A 16,989-nucleotide genomic window follows, 5' to 3' on the forward strand; every position below is an offset into this window, starting at 1 on the left:
TCGGGCAAGTGTGAGTATAGATAATAACACTCTTTAAACGCGATTTTACCCTAATGGAACATAAGAGGTTCTAAGGGACAAAAGATAATTGTTTCGGTACACTTAAGATATGATAAAAAGTGCGATGATCGTTATGCTATTAACCTCACCGATATGGTCAAAAGAGTCGGTAACCCTCCAGCTCTCCTGGCTCCATCAGTTTCAGTTTGCCGGATTTTATGTTGCCAAAGAGAAAGGGTATTATCGTGATGCCGATTTGGAGGTGACGATTCATGATGCCCGGAGCAAGATTAACCCACTGACGGCGGTCATGGAAAACAAGGCTCAGTATGCCGTGGGGCATACGTCGCTGATTGTCGACAGTTTGAAGGGGAAGCCGATCGTTTTGATGGCGGCAATGTTTCAATCTTCCCCGATGATGTTATTGGTTCGGGAAGATTCGGGGATCAAAACAGCCAAAGATCTGCGGGGAAAACGGATTATGCTGACCAGCGATGTGGCCAACGGAGCCGAAATCCAGGCAATGATGCGCAGTGTCGGTATCGGCACCCACGATTATATCTATCAGCCCCATTCTTACAGTGCGAGTTCGTTGGAACGTAATGAAACGGATGCCATGGCTTCGTATCTGTCGAACGAACCGTTTATCCTTGAAAAAAAAGGGGTAAAAACCCGCGCTATCCATCCAAAAGATTACGGGTTCGATTTTTACAGCGATATTTTGTTTTCGAGTCAAAACGAATATACGAAACATCCGGAACGGATGGGGGCATTTTACAATGCCAGCATGGAAGGATGGCGCTGGGCATTCGATCACATCGAAGAGACGGCTGAAATCATCTATCATAACTACAATCCGCAACATAAATCGCTTGAAAGTCTGATTTACGAGGGGAAAGTTCTCAAAGAGCTCGCATTCCGCCCCAATGTCGCTTTTGGCACCTTCGATCCGGTCCGTCTGGAGATGATGGCCCAAGGGTATCGGCTGATGGGGATCGTGAATGATCTGTATTCGGCAGAGCCGATTATCTATAAAAACAGCGAAGTGCATTTAAGTGAAAATGAGAAAAAATGGCTCAGAAATCACCCCGTTATTCACATCGGCATTGATAAAGAGCGCCCTCCGGTTGAATTTGTAGATGATATGGGGAAGCATTATGGGATCAGTGCATCGTATCTCAAAGTATTGGAAAAACGGCTAGGAATACGGTTCGAGGTCGATTACAGCTACCAGCATTGGAGCGATGCGCGCAAAGCGGTCGAGAATAAAAAACTGGATATGCTCTCCTGTGCCGCCATTACCAGAAAAGATCATTCCGATATTCTTTATTCCAAACCCTACATGAAGCAGTCCATGGTTATTGTCGCCAATTCCAAGGTGGGGTATGTTAATGATCTGTACGATCTTGACGGGGAGACCATAGCGGTAGTTCGGGGAAATGCAACCGAAGAGATTTTGCGGGAACACTATTCCCAATTGCATTTGGTAGTGGTCGATACCCCCCTTGAAGCACTTCAGAAAGTGGCTAACGGAGAGGTTTACGGGTGCGTAGAGGGGCTTAATATCGTCAGTTACCTGATTGACCGGCATGATTTGAAGCATCTTAAAGTAGTGGGTGAAACGCCGTATCAATATGAATTCGGATTTGGCTTTCGCAGTGATTGGGGGCTCCTCGCCGTAATTGCCGATAAGGTTTTGGTATCGGTTACCGCCAAAGAATACGAAAAAATTCACGGTAACTGGTTGGTGATGGAACAAAAAGAGCCGGTCGATTATAAAAAAATCGGGATGGTGGCGTCTATTGTTTTGTTTGTTTTTTTATTAATTGCCTATAAGAATCGGCGATTGGATACTCTGGTTCGGCAACGGACCGATGAATTGGAATCGTTTAATCTGCGTCTGCAAAATGAGGTTGAAAAAGCGGTCGAAAAAAATCGTGTTCAGGAGAAACTGCTGATGCAGCAGGCGAAGATGGCTGAGATCGGTTCGATGCTTGAATCCATTGCCCATCAATGGCGTCAACCGCTCAATATTCTGGGCATAACCATGACACAGTTAAATTTGAGCTATGGAATGGATGCCAACAGTAATGCGGGAAAAGCGATTGAAATTGCGGAGACACAGATACAGTATATGTCCCAGACGATTGATGATTTCCGTAATTTTTTCAAACAAGACCGGACATTGTCGTTGGTCAATATTGATACCCTTATCGCCGATGTTGAAAACCTTTTGGGACCGCTATTGAGACGTAAAAAAATTATAATCGAAAAAGAGATTGATCCGACCATCGCCATCATGATCTATCCGAATGAGCTGAAACAGGTGATTATCAATATCGTCAATAATGCCCGTGAAGCGATTGAACAGCAGCACAATGAATTGCGGATGATTCGGATACGGTGCGATAAAGAGGGGCTTGATTACCGGATATCGATCGAAGATACCGGAGGGGGGATCCCTCCGTCAATTATAGACAAAATTTTCGATCCCTACTTCACCACCAAATTTGAATCGCAGGGGACGGGCATCGGATTGTATATGGCAAAAATGATTATCGAGAAACATTTTTTCGGTAATTTAAGTGTCGAAAATACCCCTTACGGGGCCAATTTTATTATCCGGTTAAAGCAGAATCTCCATGAGATCCCCTTTACAGACCGGGGATTCGCGGGATAATCCCTTTCTTGGAGAGCTTGTAGTAGTGTCCCCACAGCTGTTTCATCCCGTGCCCGATGAAGGGGATCGGGATAAAAAATGCTTTGGTATGATCGCGATAGATGAACCCGGCACCCTCCCCCATATCCATGAGGCATATAATACTCAGATGCTCATGATAGGTCTGTTTGTTCCCCTCTCGTCCCAGATAGGTGACGGCGAGATTATGCGCTGCATGGCGGGCCATTACTTCGGCAATATGCCCCTGCTTGGCTTTCCATTCGGGCCCTTCGAGCGCTGCGGCATCTCCTATCGCATACCATGCCTCTACCCCTTCGATCTGACACGTCGAATCGATCCGGATAAAGCCCGCACCGTTTTTCGGAAGATCGGATTCTAAAATAAAAGGGTGTCCGGATCCTGCCGGAATAAACATCGTTAGATCGCTTTCTAATACCGTATCGTCTTCAAAAATGATTTTTTCGGATTCAAATTGTTTGATTTTTTTGCCGTAACGGGTGTGGAAACGGTTGGACTCGAACATCGTGCGTAACATAGAGAGGGCTTTAGCCCCCATGCGTCCTCCCGGTTCCGCCATCGGAGCAAAAAAAGTCATCTCGTATTTTTCCCGTATTCCAAGGCGTTTGAGACGGTGGTGAAGATTAAAAAAAAGTTCAAATCCGGGTCCTCCCCGTACGGCACTCATATCTTTGGGGTTCCCCCCGAAGCCAAAGTTTATTTTCCCGTATCCTTGTGCGATAAGGGAATCGATTTTTTCTTTGAGAAGGAGGGATTGTTCGGGATCTCCACAGATGCTGAGGGTATGCTCTACCCCCTGCGGTTTCATTTTACCGGCACCGAGGGCAATGATGACGATCTCTTCGTGACGCACCCCCGCTTTTTCAAGGGTAAACTGCTTTTGTGCGCTACTGATTGCCCGGACCTGATCGATGGTGAGGGTAAACCCGTGCTTTTGTGCCAACCGGGATAACGGAAGAAGTGCTTTTTCAAAAGGGAGGGTGGAGACCGGAATCCAGATGGCGATCGGATAGACGAACAGATAATCGCGTTCGCTGACCAGCTCCACTGCAAATCCCGCTTTGCGACAATATATGGCTGCTTCGACACCGGCGATACCTCCGCCTAAAATCACGACTTTTTTCATAAGACCTTTATATAACAAGAATAAATTTTTTTATGGATGAATAATACGATTATAGTCAATTGAAGAGAGGTAAGTCAATTAGAGAAGCGATTGCTAAGAGATACGCCTGCACGTACCATGAGGATTAATCGACCATCCAACGGCCACGTTTTGATTGACGCAATTTTTTAAGCAACATTTTTTCAAACGGTGTTAACTTTTCCATTATTTTTCCTTTCCGGTAATGTAACAATCGAATCGTAACGCTAAAAGATTACCGAAGGATAACAGGTGCGCACCGGCAACTTAAAAATTTGAGCTGACTGAATCGTCTGAGCCCCTTTGCAGTGAAAAAAGCCGATAATCTGTGAAAAATTTAGGGAGACCAGGATGGGACAAAAGGGGAAAGCTTTAGTGGGGGGCGGATGTTTTTGGTGCATTGAAGCGGTTTATAATCGGGTAGAGGGGGTAGATGCCGCGATCAGCGGCTATGCCGGAGGCCCCCGCAAAAATCCGAGTTATGAACAGGTGTGTAGCGGAGCTACCGGGCATGCCGAGGTGGTAGAAATCACGTACGATACGGATGTGATCGGTTACGATGAGATTTTGGAAATTTTTTGGGAAATTCACAACCCGACCACCCTCAATGCCCAAGGGGCCGATAAAGGGACGCAATACCGGTCGGTGATCTATTATTATAATGAAGAGCAAAAAAATGCGGCTCTTTGTTCGATTGAAAAGGCGCAGAAAATTTGGGAAGATCCGATAGTGACGGAGTTGTCACCGGCTCCGGAGTTTTATGAAGCGGAAGGGTATCATCAAAATTATTACAGCGAGCATCCGACACAGGGGTATTGCGCTATGGTGATTGCGCCGAAAATAGAGAAGTTTATGGGTAAATTCAAAGATAAAGCTAAAAAGTAGGGTTCCCGCACGATGCGGGAATAAAATAAAGATAATTTAGCGGCTCAACTCAACTTCGATACGGCGGTTTTGCGCACGCCCCTCTTTGGTTGCATTGGTAGCGACCGGGATGGATTCCCCTTTGCCGCTTGTGGTTAGACGATTCTCGGCAACCCCTTCTTTAACAAGCATTGATTTAACATGATTCGCCCGTTTTTCAGAAAGCTTTTGGTTAAACTCATTCGACCCGTCACTGTCGGTATGTCCGACGATGGCCGCTTTATACTCAGGGATATCTTTCATGAACGTCGCGAATACTTTTACTTTTTCGGTCCCTTCCGCGTCAACAGCATTGGAATTGACGGCAAATTTCAACTCTAGGGTGGCGGTAATGACAGGGCATCCGTCGGTGTCCACTTTGAACCCGGCCGGAGTGTTCGGACATTTGTCCTGCGGATCGAACACCCCGTCTTTGTCACTATCGATCGGTGCTGCAACCACCGGGGCCGCTTTAACCACCACCGGAGCGGGAACGACGACCGGCTCAGGAACCGGTTCCGGTACAGGGACGACCACCGGGGCCGCAACTACCGCAGCGGCTACCGGGATAACCGGTTGTGGCTTTTCACCGAATGCGAAACTCAATCCTGCCATAAGCAGCAAGTTGTTATCACCGCTAAAGTTGTTGTTTTTCAACATTTTAATTGCTTCCAGTTTCAACGCAAGCTGTTCGGCCAGACCGATTTTAACTCCGGCGCCGGCATCGGCAAACGCTCCGTTATGGTTGTCGAACTGATGATTGCTCATCATTTCATACCCGAAACCCATTTTTAGGAAAGGGGTGATGCCGTTGCTTTTCGGAAGCTCATACACGCCGTTCAGGGCGGAACGGAAAATATTGGTACTGCCTGCGGCGTTAACGTAATCGGCATTGCTGTAAAGGAGAGACAGCTCCGGTTTTAAAGAGGTTCCGCACTCATTAAACTGCATCTCTGCACCGTACACACCATGATTTTTCATCCATTGTCCGTCATTCGGGATAGCGATCCCTGCCATCGGGCTGATTTCATAATTGTATTCGGCGCCGCTTACTAATGTTGCAGCAAGCAAACCGGACAAAGCTAGTTTTTTCATCATTTAAGACTCCTCAAGACTTTTTTGGCCTATTGTTAATATAGTTAACGGAAGTATCGCATGTTATAGATTAAAATCGTGTGAAAAAAGGTTGCTAATTGTCACTCAACCGATTTTTTGATATTTTCAAACTCTTCTTGCATGCTAGTGAGGAGGGCTGAAAGTTCATTGTTGAGCAGTGTTTGAGCCGTATCAATTTTTTCAAGGTGGGTTTGTTTCAGTGTTTCAAGCCGGTTGAGGGTGGTTTTAAACAATTCACGGTTGTCGGTAAGGAGGATGATTTCGGTTTTGGGCGCCCATTTGCGTTTGATTTTTCCCTCCACCTGAAATTCAAATATAACGTTCTGACTGTTTTTAGAACTGATATATCTTGGAACAGTGTAGGCAAGATAGTGCTTTTTCGGATCACCTTGATGGCGCTGGATAACATAATACATGCGAAGCATAATAGCATAAATTGAATTTTATCCCTCTTGTGATAGAGTACTCTACTTTTGTCATGGAGACGGTGTATGAAAAATAATTATGAATTGGTCATTATAGGCGCCGGTCCTGCCGGAATTGCAACGGCAATCGAGAGTTATGTTCTGGGGATGCGCGATATTGTTTTGCTGGAAAAAGACGAGAACCATAACGCAACGATACGAAAATTTTATAAAGACAAGAAACGGGTCGACAAAGATTGGAAAGGGCAGAAGGTAGAACTGGACGGAACCATCTATTTTATGGACGGGACGAAAGAGAGTACCCTGGATTTTTTCGATCAGTTGCTGGATCATGAATCGTTGGAGCTTCGGACTCACACGGAAGTGCAGAAAATTGTTAAACAAGAAGGCGGATTTGAGGTTTTTATCGCCGGCGGAAGTATTCACGCAAAATATGTCGTCGTAACGATCGGACGGATGGGAAAACCGAACAAACCCGATTACAAGATCCCCCCTTCGATTAAAAATCAAATTCATTATACCCTAGATGAGTGCGGTGCCGGGGAGAAGATTATGGTTGTCGGCGGAGGGGATTCGGCGATTGAATATGCGGTGGATTTGTGTGAAAAAAACGAGGTGAGTATCTGCTATCGGCGCGGTACTTTCCGTCGGGCCAATCCGACCAATCAGGCCGATATCGAAAAAGCGGTAGCGGGAGGGTGCGTGCGCCCATTGTTAAATACCGAGATTACGGAACTTGAAAGCGAAAGCGGAAAAGTCAAGGTGCTCTTTAGCGGCGGAAACACCGAATTATTCGATCGTCTGGTCTATGCAATCGGCGGGACGACCCCGAGCGGATTTTTGCAAAGCAGCGGAATACAAGAAGAGGAGGGGAAGCCGGTGCATGATGAAAACTATCAGACCAATATTCCGGGCCTTTTTGTCGCCGGAGATATTACCCAAGAATCGGGTGGTTCGATTGCCCTTGGATTGAATCACGGTTACGCCATTGCAAATTACATCATCCGTCAAATGGATTAAGTCCGTCTCACCTCCCGTATTAGAAAAGTGCATGACGTTAGATCGGTTAATCTCCCGCATCCGAAAGATGCGGGTAGCTTTAGGGGGGTGCAGGGGACATTTGTCCCTGCCACTTTACGGGCTTTGCCCGGAAAGTGCGTAACATCAACGCCCAATATCCGTTACTCTTTTAAAATAGGGGTATCGGTATGAGAGAGGGGGCCCTCGGCGGTAAACAGTATCAGCTCAATAGCGATGGAGAGATATTCCGAGGTGACGATGGGGGTAAATACGGGATCTTGAAATGCGGCAATCTTGGCGTTGTAGATGATATCGTCCAGCAGCGAACGGGTGGGGGATTGCGTCGTCGCGCGCCCCCGTATTTTATCGTTTAGATAGAGGGTAATCTGGGTCCCCATGATTTCGTTTAAAATAGGGTACTTCTCTAAAAACTCCGTCCGATTGATCGTCCGTTCGGCTCTTAACACCTCTTCGATCGATTTACGGGCAAGGCTCAACAATACCGATTGTGACATTGAAAGACTCCCCTTTTGGCTTTACTGCTATTATAACTCACTGATGTTACGCACTTTCTGAGCAAAGCCCAGAAAGTGGCAGGGACGGACGTCCCTACAACCCCCTGAAGCTACCCGCATCTTTCGGATACGGGAGATTACTGACCTATTTCGCCCCTTTTGAAAAAGGTGCGTAAAGTCAGTAACTCACTTATCGTCGGGTGAGAGGGCAATTTCAAATCCAAGTTCCTGAAGCATCCGGAGATCGGTATGGGCTTCACGTCCGGCTGTTGTGAGGTAGTTGCCGATGACAATGCTGTTGGCTCCGGCTTTAAAAATTTCGTGCTGACGCTCTTTGAAAGTGATTTCACGCCCCCCCGCGATCATGATCCGATCGGCTTGATCGAGAATGTTACGGGAGAGGGTGATCAGCTCCAGCGCCTCATCGACCGAGAGAGGGCTCGGATTCAGCGGCAGTGCCGGATTGTGGTGGTAGAAATTGAGGGGGACCGAGACGGGATTAAGCTCTTTGAGAGAGTGGAGCATACTTAGGCGGTCGTCTTGCGTCTCTCCCATTCCGAAAATTCCGCCGCTGATGAGTTTAAGTCCGGAGCGGTTGACGTTTTCGCAGGTCTCATACCGCTCCTCCCACGGATGGGTCGTACACACTTCAGGGTAAAATGCACGGCTCGTTTCGAGATTGTGGTTGTAGGCACTTACTCCGGCGCGTTTAAGCTCTTGCAGCTGTTCGAGAGATGCCGTTCCGTTACAGGCGATGAGACGCAGACGGGGAACTTCGTGTTTGAGGGTACGTGCGACGTTGCAGACAAATTCGAGGGTTTTGTCATCCAGCCCTTTTTGGGCCGTGACGAGACAAAAACCCAGAGCCCCCAACCCTTCGAGACGGCGTGCTTCTTCCAGAATCTGATCCATCGGTTTTTGACGGTAGCGCTCGATATCGGCTTTGTACTTGACACTTTGGGAGCAGAATTTGCAGTCTTCGTTGCAGGTGCCGCTGTTGATATTACAGATAGAGCAGAGGAAAATTTTAGTGGACATGATTAGGATCTCTCAAATAAATAGGTGCGTGCATCGAAAACTTCCGTTCCCAGAGCACGTGAATAGTGGATCACTTTAAAAGCAGTGTCGGTAACTTCCAGCATGGCACAGCTTGAATAGGGCTTGTCTCTGGCACACGCTTCGCCGGGATTGAGAAACAGGGTTTTGTTTTTAAAGTCGCACTCAAAGATATGGGTATGCCCGAAAATAACGACTTCGGCGTCGGCGCTCATGTAAAAAGGGAGATGCATTAATTTGAATGTTACCCCGCTCAGTTTAAAGTAATGGGGCTCTTGGACAAGATGAAATTTGTCGTGATAGGAATACAACGCTGCATCGTTATTGCCGTAGACGGCAATGTAACGAAGATCGCTGGCTTTGAGCTGCTGAAGAATTTCCGGTTTGACGATATCTCCGGCATGGATCAAAAATTCGGCCCCTTCCCTTTTAAGATGGTCAATCACTTTTTGGGAACGCCCTTTTTTGGTATGGGTATCGGACAAAAGGCCGATTTTCATTTTGATTCCTGACACGCCGACGGAGCAAAGCCCCGCCCGGCTACGCTGCGTTTCGAGGAAACATCGACTTCGCCGAGCGGTACCCTTGTTTTGCTTCGGCAGCAGGCCCGCGCACGCTTGCGTGCTTGAATGCTATTCATCTGCCTCTTCTCGCGGTGTTCGGTCTTTGCATTTGGTGCACTCGTATACTTCTTTATTTCGATAGGTACGCGGGGCAAGTGCTCCGCCGCACCCTTCGACTTCGCATTTTTTGTCACTTGGCTCGAATTTGGAGATAAATTTGCATGTCGGGTAGTGTTCGCATCCCCAGAATGCCCCTCGGCGTGACTGACGCCACAGCAGTTTCCCGCCGCACTCCGGACACGGCACGTCGGAGGTTTTTTGCTCCGCGAGGGTTTTGGTGTTTTTGCATTTGGGGTAAGCGCTGCAGGCGAGGAATTTGCCGTTACGGCCGTTTTTAATCACCATAGGGCTGCCGCATTTGTCACACATCTCTTCGCTAATTTCATCCGCAGGGGTAGAACCCTCTTTCTGATTCTCTTCGGTTTGTTCGGTGTATTTGCATTTCGGAAAACCGCTACAGGCGATAAACTCACCGAAACGGCCTGAACGCAGCAGCAGTTCGCTCCCGCACTGCGGGCAGTTGCGTCCCAGCGGCTTGGCCATCTTCAAACTTACGATTGAGGTTTTCCCCTCATCGATTTTTGCGATGAACGGGGTGTAAAAATCGAGGATAATTTTATGCCACGATTTTCCCTCTTCCCCGATCTCGTCAAGCGTCTCTTCCATTGTTGCGGTAAACGATACGTCGACGATCTCTTCGAAGTGTTTTTCAAGCATTTCGGTGACGGTAAAGGCAATTTCGGTCGGGATTATGGCACGCTTTTCGATTTCGATGTAGTTGCGTGCTTGCAGGGTGGATACCGTCGGTGCATACGTTGATGGCCGCCCGATCCCTTCGGATTCAAGTTTTTTGATTAGACTCGCTTCCGAATAACGTGAAGGGGGCTCGGTAAAATGCTGTTCGGTAGCAATGCTTTGCAAATCGATGGGATCGCCGGTTGTCAACGGCGGCAGGAGTTTGTCTTTGTCATCGCTTCCCACGACACGGTAAAAGCCGTCAAACAAGAGTCTGCGCCCGGTCGCTCTGAACTGCGCATCAGGGCTTTCAAATGTGATGCTTTGCTGTTCAAACCGCGCATCGTTCATCTGGCAGGCTACAAAGCGGTTATAAATCAGGCGGTAGAGTTTGATCTCATCGGGTTTGAGAAAGGTGGCTGCGACTTCGGGGGTAAAGGCAAGCATCGTCGGACGGATTGCTTCGTGCGCCTCTTGCGCCCCTTTGGCTTTTTTGACATACACTTTCGGTGCGGCGGGGAGGTACTCTTTGCCGTAGCGATCGAGAATGAGTTCGCGCGCCGCTTCGACCGCTTCGGCGGCAAGGTTCAGCGAGTCGGTACGCATATAGGTGATGACTCCGCTGGTCCCTTCGGGCGTTTTGACCCCTTCATAGAGGGCTTGGGCGACCATCATCGTCTTTTTCGGGGAGAATCCCAGCTGAGATGAGGCACTTTGCTGGAGCGTTGACGTCATAAACGGCGGAGGGGTGGAGGATTTACGCTCTTTGGTTTCGATTTCACCGATGGTGTAGTGTTGAAATTTGAGACTCTCTACGATTCGGGCCGCTTCTTCCTTGTTTTTGATGGTGAGTTTGTCGATTTTGGTCCCCTCGAAAAGGGTCAGCGTCGCTTCGATATCAGGGCGGAAGAGGGTATCGATACTCCAGTACTCTTCGGGGATAAAAGCGCGGATTTCCCGTTCGCGGTCAATGACGATTTTCAGGGTAGAGGATTGGACCCGTCCCGCTGAGAGCCCTTTTTGGATCTTGCTGGCAAGCAGCGGTGAGAGTTTGTAGCCGACAATGCGGTCTAACAGACGGCGTGCCTGCTGGGCATTGACCCGGTCCATATCGATGGAACGGGGGGTTTCGAGGGCATGGGTGATCGCATTTTTGGTGATCTCATGGAAGACGATTCTAGGGAGTGATTCGGGATCTTTGCCGATCGCATGGGCAATGTGCCAGCCGATGGCTTCCCCTTCACGGTCTTCGTCGGTCGCGATATAGATGGTGTCGCTCTTTTTGGCCAGTTCCTGTATTTGCTTGACGGTGGCGGTACTCTCCTCGCTGACACGGTACTCGGGGAGGATCGTCTCATTTTCGATCTTAATGCCGAAACGGTTTTTGGGAAGATCACGGATATGCCCTTTGGAAGCAATCACTTCGTAATCTTTGGAGAGGAAGTTTTTAATGGTCTTGGCCTTGGCCGGAGACTCTACAATAATGAGTTTCAAAAAAATTGGTCCTAATGTTGTTATTTTCTGCCTCGTTAGAGGCAAGCTTCAGTGCCATGTGCAGCAAGCGTAGGCAAGGGGGCTTTGCCCCTTTACCGTTCTATAATTAATATAATTTCGAAAGTGTAACAAAAAAAGCGGCAAATCTGTTAAAACTTTTTATTTATTATCCGATATAGTTAGTAACAGCAAGGATGCTGAAATAACTTAAGAGCTTAGCCTCTTGCGATAAAAGGATTTATCATGGGTTTTAGAATTAATACAAACGTTGGGGCGATGAACGCTCACGCTAATGCAACGATGAACAATCGTAATATTGACAATTCATTGTCTAAACTCTCTTCGGGTCTTCGTATTAATACCGCATCAGATGATGCTTCGGGTATGGCGATCGCGGATGCGCTCCGTTCACAGGCGAGTTCACTCGGTCAAGCGGTTTCAAATGCGAATGACGGAATCAGTATCGTACAGATTGCCGACAAAGCGATGGATGAGCAGATTAAAATTTTAGATACCATTAAAACCAAAGCGACGCAAGCGGCGCAAGACGGTCAAACGGCCAGTTCTCGTAAAGCGATTCAAGCGGACATCGGTCGTTTGATGGAGTCTTTGGACAATATCGCCAATACAACTTCATACAACGGTCAAAACCTCCTTGCGGGCGGATTTACCAATAAAGAGTTCCAAGTCGGTGCCTACAGCAACCAGACCGTAACCGCTTCGATCGGGAATACAACATCGAGTAAAATCGGTACGTCCAGTTTTGCGACGGGTGTGGCTATGTCGGCTGAGGGTGCTGTTTCTTTGGTCTTCAGTACCGGTACCAAATCGATTACGATGGCGGCGATCACCGTCAGTAACGGTGCGGCCAACGGGATCAACAAGGTAGCTGACGCGATTAACAATATTTCAGATCAGACGGGGGTACGTGCATCGTACCGCGTTGAGACGGTTATGTCTGAAGCGATTGCGGCGGGAAGTATCGAAGGGCTTACGATTAACGGTATCGTTATCGGGGCGATTAACAGCGCGAAAGCAAACGATTCGGACGGACAGTTGGTCAATGCGATCAATGCGGTTAAAGATTTGACCGGAGTTGAAGCATCTGTAGACCAAGGCGGTTCGTTGCATTTGAAATCAATGGACGGTCGTGCTATTTTGCTTTCAGCAAGTGCCGCAACCACCGGTATTACACAGGGTGAAAACATCGGTCAATTGACCCTTTCACGTCTGGATGCCCGTGCGATCGTTGTTTCCGGAACAGGGGCCGGGGTTTCTACTTTGGCCGCTTCGGTTCTGAATCTCGGCAGTGTACGGGGTAATATCGAATCTACCGATGCGAAGTCGATCGGTGCGAATGCATACTCCTCTTCATTGACCGATATCTCAACCGGTATCGGAGCGGGGGTCACCTCTCTTCGCGGCGCGATGGCGACGATGACGATTGCCGAATCGGCGACCAAATTGCTCGATAAAATCCGTTCAGACCTCGGATCGGTTCAAAATCAGTTGGTCTCTACCGTGAACAACATTACGGTGACACAGGTTAACGTCAAAGCGGCGGAATCTCAAATCCGTGACGTCGATTTCGCGGCGGAGTCGGCGAATTTCTCCAAATTCAATATCCTTGCGCAGTCGGGATCGTATGCGATGAGTCAGGCGAATGCCACTCAGCAAAATGTATTGAGATTGCTACAATAGTAGCAAGATCGTATAGCAACCTTTCGGTTGCGTAATACGTTTCTGTGAAAACGTCCTTCGATTGCTCCAATAGTACCGTGAGAGTGCCCTGGGGCACTCTCCTTTCCCCTTTCGTACCCGCTTGATACGGCCACTTTCTTCTTCCCCCAATCTTTTTATTACCCTTTATTTTCGAAATCAGTCGAATAGTTTTCATCTGGTTGCACCGTTGTTTTAATAGTGGAACTCTTTTTGCTTCTATTTGGTCTGAAAAGCGCATGGACGCGAAACTACCAAATAAGGATTTATCATGGGTTTTAGAATTAATACCAATGTCGGGGCGATGAACGCCCATGCCAATGCAACGATGAACAACCGTAATATCGATGGGGCACTTTCCAAACTCTCCTCGGGTTTGCGTATTAATACGGCGGCAGACGACGCTTCGGGTATGGCGATCGCCGATGCGCTCCGTTCACAGGCGAGTTCCCTTGGTCAGGCGGTTTCAAACGCGAACGACGGAATCAGTATCGTTCAAATCGCCGACAAAGCGATGGATGAGCAAATTAAGATTTTGGACACCATTAAAACTAAAGCGACTCAGGCAGCGCAAGACGGTCAGACAACGACGTCGCGTAAAGCGATTCAGGCCGACATCAGCCGTTTGATGGAGTCTTTGGACAATATCGCCAATAGCACGTCCTACAACGGTCAGACTCTTCTCGCGGGGGGATTTACCAATAAAGAGTTCCAAGTCGGTGCCTACAGCAACCAGACGGTGACCGCGTCGATCGGAAGTACGACGTCGAGTAAAATCGGTACCTCCAGTTTTGCAACGGGTATCTCTATGTCGACGGAAGGATCGGTCTCATTGACCTTCAGTACGGGGACCAAATCGGTCGCATTATCGGCGGTAATCGTCAGTAACGGTGCGGCCAACGGGATCAACAAAGTGGCCGATGCGATCAACAACGTATCGGATCAGACGGGGGTACGTGCATCGTATCGTGTTGAGACCGTTATGTCTGCTTCTATTGCGGCGGGGAGTATCTCGGGCCTTACGATCAACGGTATCGTCATCGGGGATATCACGAGTGCCAAAGCGAACGATTCGGACGGGCAGGTCGTGAATGCGATCAATGCGGTCAAAGATTTGACCGGGGTTGAAGCGTCGGTGGATCAAAGCGGTGCACTGCATCTGAAATCAACGGACGGTCGTGCGATTAACGTATCGGGTATTGCGGTCGGAGGGATTACGGAGGGGGAGAATCTCGGGAAGTTGACCCTTTCGCGTCTGGATGCCCGTGCGATCAAGGTTTCGGGTGACGGTATCGGTATCTCCGCTATGGCCGCTTCGGTTTTAAATCTCGGCAGTGTCCGGGGGAATATCGAATCCACCGATGCCAATGCGATCGGGGCGAACGCCTACTCTTCGGCGTTGGGGGATATCTCAACCGGTATCGGAGCGGGGGTCACCTCTCTTCGCGGCGCGATGGCGACGATGACGATTGCCGAATCGGCGACCAAATTGCTCGATAAAATCCGTTCAGACCTCGGATCGGTTCAAAATCAGTTGGTCTCTACCGTGAACAACATTACGGTGACACAGGTTAACGTCAAAGCGGCGGAATCTCAAATCCGTGACGTCGATTTCGCGGCGGAGTCGGCGAATTTCTCTAAATTCAATATCCTTGCGCAGTCGGGATCGTATGCGATGAGTCAGGCGAATGCCACTCAGCAAAACGTCCTCAAACTGCTTCAGTAGTTCTTCCCTACCCGCTCTGTGCGGGTAGTTTCTGCTCACTCCCCCTTTCTATCGTTTCCGAGATGATTTTTGACACGCCTATCCCTCTATTGTTCTCTCATCTTATACCAAACTTTATTAACTAGGCATACTCTCGTCATTCCGTGCTACGACACAAAATCCAATGCAAGAAATGGATCCCGTATCAAGTACGGGATGACAAAATGCGTATGTACACTTAAAGATAGACGGTATTAGCCATTTTTTTCAAAAAATTTGATCAATTTGCATTTTTGTCAATTATGGAACTCTTTTTGCTTTTATAGGAATAGTATTTGAAAAGCGCATGGACGCGAAACCACCAAAGAAGGATTTATTATGGGATTTAGAATTAATACCAATAGTACGGCAATGAATGCCCACGCTAACGCGACAATGAATAATCGTAATATCGACAGTTCGCTCTCTAAGCTCTCCTCGGGCCTTCGTATTAATACGGCGGCAGACGACGCTTCGGGTATGGCGATTGCGGATGCGCTCCGTTCACAGGCGAGTTCCCTCGGTCAGGCGATTGCGAACGCGAACGACGGAATCAGTATCGTACAGATTGCTGATAAAGCGATGGATGAGCAGATTAAACTGCTCGATACGATTAAAACCAAAGCGACGCAAGCGGCGCAAGACGGTCAGACAACCACATCGCGTAAAGCGATTCAGGCCGATATTAACCGTTTGATGGAGTCTTTGGACAATATTGCGAATACGACTGCATATAATGGACAAAATCTCCTTGCGGGTTCGTTTACGAACAAAGAGTTCCAAGTCGGTGCCTACAGCAACCAGACGGTGACCGCGTCGATCGGAAATACGACGTCGAGTAAAATCGGTGCTTCGACGTTTGCAACGGGTGTCTCGATGTCGACGGAAGGGCCGGTCTCATTGACCTTTAGTACCGGGAGTAAATCGGTTGCTTTGGCAGCGGTAATCGTCAGTAACGGTGCGGCCAACGGGATCAACAAAGTGGCCGATGCGATCAACAACGTATCGGATCAGACGGGGGTACGTGCATCGTACCGTGTTGAGACCGTTATGTCTGCCGCTATTGCAGCGGGGAGTATCTCGGGTCTTACGATCAACGGTATCGTCATCGGGGATATTACGAGTGCCAAAGCGAACGATACTGACGGGCAGGTTGTGAATGCGATCAATGCGGTTAAAGATTTGACCGGAGTTGAAGCGTCGGTGGATCAAGGCGGTGTTTTGCATTTAAAATCTCTTGACGGGCGTGCGATTAACGTATCGGGTATTGCGGTCGGAGGGATTACGGAAGGGGAGAACCTCGGGAAATTGACCCTTTCGCGTCTGGATGCCCGTGCGATCAAGGTTTCGGGTGACGGTATCGGAGTCTCCGCTCTGGCCGCTTCGGTTCTGAATCTTCAAAGTGTCCGGGGGAATATCGAATCCACCGATGCCAATGCGATCGGGGCGAACGCCTACTCGTCGGCGTTGGGGGATGTCTCAACCGGTATCGGAGCGGGGGTAACATCACTTCGCGGCGCGATGGCGACGATGACGATTGCCGAATCGGCGACCAAATTGCTCGATAAAATCCGTTCAGACCTCGGATCGGTTCAAAATCAGCTGATCTCTACCGTGAACAATATCACAAGCGGTCAGGTTAATATCAAAGCGGCGGAATCTCAAATCCGTGACGTCGATTTCGCGGCGGAGTCGGCGAATTTCTCCAAATTCAATATCCTTGCCCAATCGGGATCGTATGCGATGAGTCAGGCGAATGCGGTGCAGCAAAACGTGTTGAAACTACTGCAGTAGTTT

The 16,989-nt window shown here is 48.6% G+C and carries 13 protein-coding genes; 6 read left to right on the plus strand and 7 right to left on the minus strand.

Annotation, left to right across the window (positions count from 1 at the left end; all coding sequences use genetic code 11):
* Nucleotides 1-109: 109 nt before the first annotated feature.
* Entirely contained in the window at nucleotides 110-2,680 is a 2,571-nt protein-coding gene (locus M0P91_RS00230; protein ID WP_295062805.1) for an ABC transporter substrate-binding protein, read from the plus strand.
* On the opposite strand, the gene M0P91_RS00235 is transcribed toward M0P91_RS00230, so the two are convergent.
* Entirely contained in the window at nucleotides 2,655-3,824 is a 1,170-nt protein-coding gene (locus M0P91_RS00235) for an FAD-dependent oxidoreductase (RefSeq protein WP_295062808.1), read from the minus strand. The genes M0P91_RS00230 and M0P91_RS00235 overlap by 26 nt on opposite strands.
* Nucleotides 3,825-4,193: 369 nt before the next feature.
* Between M0P91_RS00235 and msrA the strand changes: the two genes are divergently transcribed.
* Nucleotides 4,194-4,727: a peptide-methionine (S)-S-oxide reductase MsrA gene (gene msrA / locus M0P91_RS00240; protein ID WP_295062811.1), complete on the plus strand. Its 534-nt coding sequence runs from the start codon at nucleotides 4,194-4,196 to the stop codon at nucleotides 4,725-4,727.
* 36 nt (nucleotides 4,728-4,763) lie between these two features.
* On the opposite strand, the gene M0P91_RS00245 is transcribed toward msrA, so the two are convergent.
* Both M0P91_RS00245 and M0P91_RS00250 read right to left on the minus strand, forming a co-directional pair.
* Nucleotides 4,764-5,843: an OmpA family protein gene (locus M0P91_RS00245; protein WP_295062814.1), complete on the minus strand. Its 1,080-nt coding sequence runs from the start codon at nucleotides 5,841-5,843 to the stop codon at nucleotides 4,764-4,766.
* Nucleotides 5,844-5,941: 98 nt separating this feature from the next.
* Nucleotides 5,942-6,286 (minus strand): hypothetical protein, encoded by a 345-nt coding sequence (locus M0P91_RS00250; RefSeq protein WP_295062817.1) that lies wholly within the window; start codon nucleotides 6,284-6,286, stop codon nucleotides 5,942-5,944.
* Nucleotides 6,287-6,352: 66 nt separating this feature from the next.
* Between M0P91_RS00250 and M0P91_RS00255 the strand changes: the two genes are divergently transcribed.
* The gene (locus M0P91_RS00255) at nucleotides 6,353-7,306 is read left to right on the plus strand and encodes an NAD(P)-binding domain-containing protein (protein WP_295062819.1); all 954 of its coding nucleotides are present in this window, start codon (nucleotides 6,353-6,355) and stop codon (nucleotides 7,304-7,306) included.
* Between the two features lie 161 nt (nucleotides 7,307-7,467).
* Here the strand turns inward: M0P91_RS00255 and M0P91_RS00260 are convergent, their stop codons facing one another.
* From M0P91_RS00260 to topA, 4 genes are all read right to left on the minus strand, one after another.
* Nucleotides 7,468-7,821 (minus strand): AMMECR1 domain-containing protein, encoded by a 354-nt coding sequence (locus M0P91_RS00260; RefSeq protein ID WP_295062822.1) that lies wholly within the window; start codon nucleotides 7,819-7,821, stop codon nucleotides 7,468-7,470.
* 186 nt (nucleotides 7,822-8,007) lie between these two features.
* Nucleotides 8,008-8,859 carry a biotin synthase gene (locus M0P91_RS00265; protein ID WP_295062823.1) on the minus strand — a complete coding sequence of 284 codons (852 nt, stop codon included), beginning with the start codon at nucleotides 8,857-8,859 and terminating at the stop codon, nucleotides 8,008-8,010.
* Between the two features lie 2 nt (nucleotides 8,860-8,861).
* Entirely contained in the window at nucleotides 8,862-9,377 is a 516-nt protein-coding gene (locus M0P91_RS00270; RefSeq protein WP_295062826.1) for a metallophosphoesterase family protein, read from the minus strand.
* A gap of 132 nt (nucleotides 9,378-9,509) precedes the next feature.
* On the minus strand, nucleotides 9,510-11,729 hold the full coding sequence (gene topA / locus M0P91_RS00275; protein ID WP_295062829.1) for a type I DNA topoisomerase: 2,220 nt from the start codon (nucleotides 11,727-11,729) through the stop codon (nucleotides 9,510-9,512).
* Between the two features lie 243 nt (nucleotides 11,730-11,972).
* On the opposite strand from topA, the gene M0P91_RS00280 reads away from it, so the two are divergent.
* The 3 genes from M0P91_RS00280 to M0P91_RS00290 all read left to right on the plus strand — a co-directional run bounded on the left by M0P91_RS00280 (nucleotide 11,973) and on the right by M0P91_RS00290 (nucleotide 16,986).
* Nucleotides 11,973-13,430: a flagellin B gene (locus M0P91_RS00280; RefSeq protein ID WP_295062831.1), complete on the plus strand. Its 1,458-nt coding sequence runs from the start codon at nucleotides 11,973-11,975 to the stop codon at nucleotides 13,428-13,430.
* A gap of 289 nt (nucleotides 13,431-13,719) precedes the next feature.
* A complete protein-coding gene (locus M0P91_RS00285; protein ID WP_295062834.1) occupies nucleotides 13,720-15,174 on the plus strand; it encodes a flagellin B in 1,455 nt (484 codons plus the stop codon).
* 357 nt (nucleotides 15,175-15,531) lie between these two features.
* Nucleotides 15,532-16,986 carry a flagellin B gene (locus M0P91_RS00290; RefSeq protein ID WP_295062837.1) on the plus strand — a complete coding sequence of 485 codons (1,455 nt, stop codon included), beginning with the start codon at nucleotides 15,532-15,534 and terminating at the stop codon, nucleotides 16,984-16,986.
* Nucleotides 16,987-16,989: the final 3 nt, after the last annotated feature.

This window comes from Sulfuricurvum sp. (assembly GCF_023229695.1).
Classification (GTDB): Bacteria; Campylobacterota; Campylobacteria; order Campylobacterales; family Sulfurimonadaceae; genus Sulfuricurvum.

Excerpts from the sequence above, each read along its gene's own strand:
- M0P91_RS00270 (WP_295062826.1), bottom strand. The coding sequence starts at position 9,377 with ATGAAAATCGGCCTTTTGTCCGATACCCATACCAAAAAAGGGCGTTCC.
- M0P91_RS00265 (WP_295062823.1), bottom strand. The coding sequence starts at position 8,859 with ATGTCCACTAAAATTTTCCTCTGCTCTATCTGTAATATCAACAGCGGC.
- M0P91_RS00285 (WP_295062834.1), top strand. The coding sequence starts at position 13,720 with ATGGGTTTTAGAATTAATACCAATGTCGGGGCGATGAACGCCCATGCC.
- M0P91_RS00255 (WP_295062819.1), top strand. The coding sequence starts at position 6,353 with ATGAAAAATAATTATGAATTGGTCATTATAGGCGCCGGTCCTGCCGGA.
- M0P91_RS00280 (WP_295062831.1), top strand. The coding sequence starts at position 11,973 with ATGGGTTTTAGAATTAATACAAACGTTGGGGCGATGAACGCTCACGCT.
- M0P91_RS00230 (WP_295062805.1), top strand. The coding sequence starts at position 110 with ATGATAAAAAGTGCGATGATCGTTATGCTATTAACCTCACCGATATGG.
- M0P91_RS00235 (WP_295062808.1), bottom strand. The coding sequence starts at position 3,824 with ATGAAAAAAGTCGTGATTTTAGGCGGAGGTATCGCCGGTGTCGAAGCA.
- msrA (WP_295062811.1), top strand. The coding sequence starts at position 4,194 with ATGGGACAAAAGGGGAAAGCTTTAGTGGGGGGCGGATGTTTTTGGTGC.
- M0P91_RS00250 (WP_295062817.1), bottom strand. The coding sequence starts at position 6,286 with ATGCTTCGCATGTATTATGTTATCCAGCGCCATCAAGGTGATCCGAAA.
- M0P91_RS00260 (WP_295062822.1), bottom strand. The coding sequence starts at position 7,821 with ATGTCACAATCGGTATTGTTGAGCCTTGCCCGTAAATCGATCGAAGAG.
- M0P91_RS00290 (WP_295062837.1), top strand. The coding sequence starts at position 15,532 with ATGGGATTTAGAATTAATACCAATAGTACGGCAATGAATGCCCACGCT.
- M0P91_RS00245 (WP_295062814.1), bottom strand. The coding sequence starts at position 5,843 with ATGATGAAAAAACTAGCTTTGTCCGGTTTGCTTGCTGCAACATTAGTA.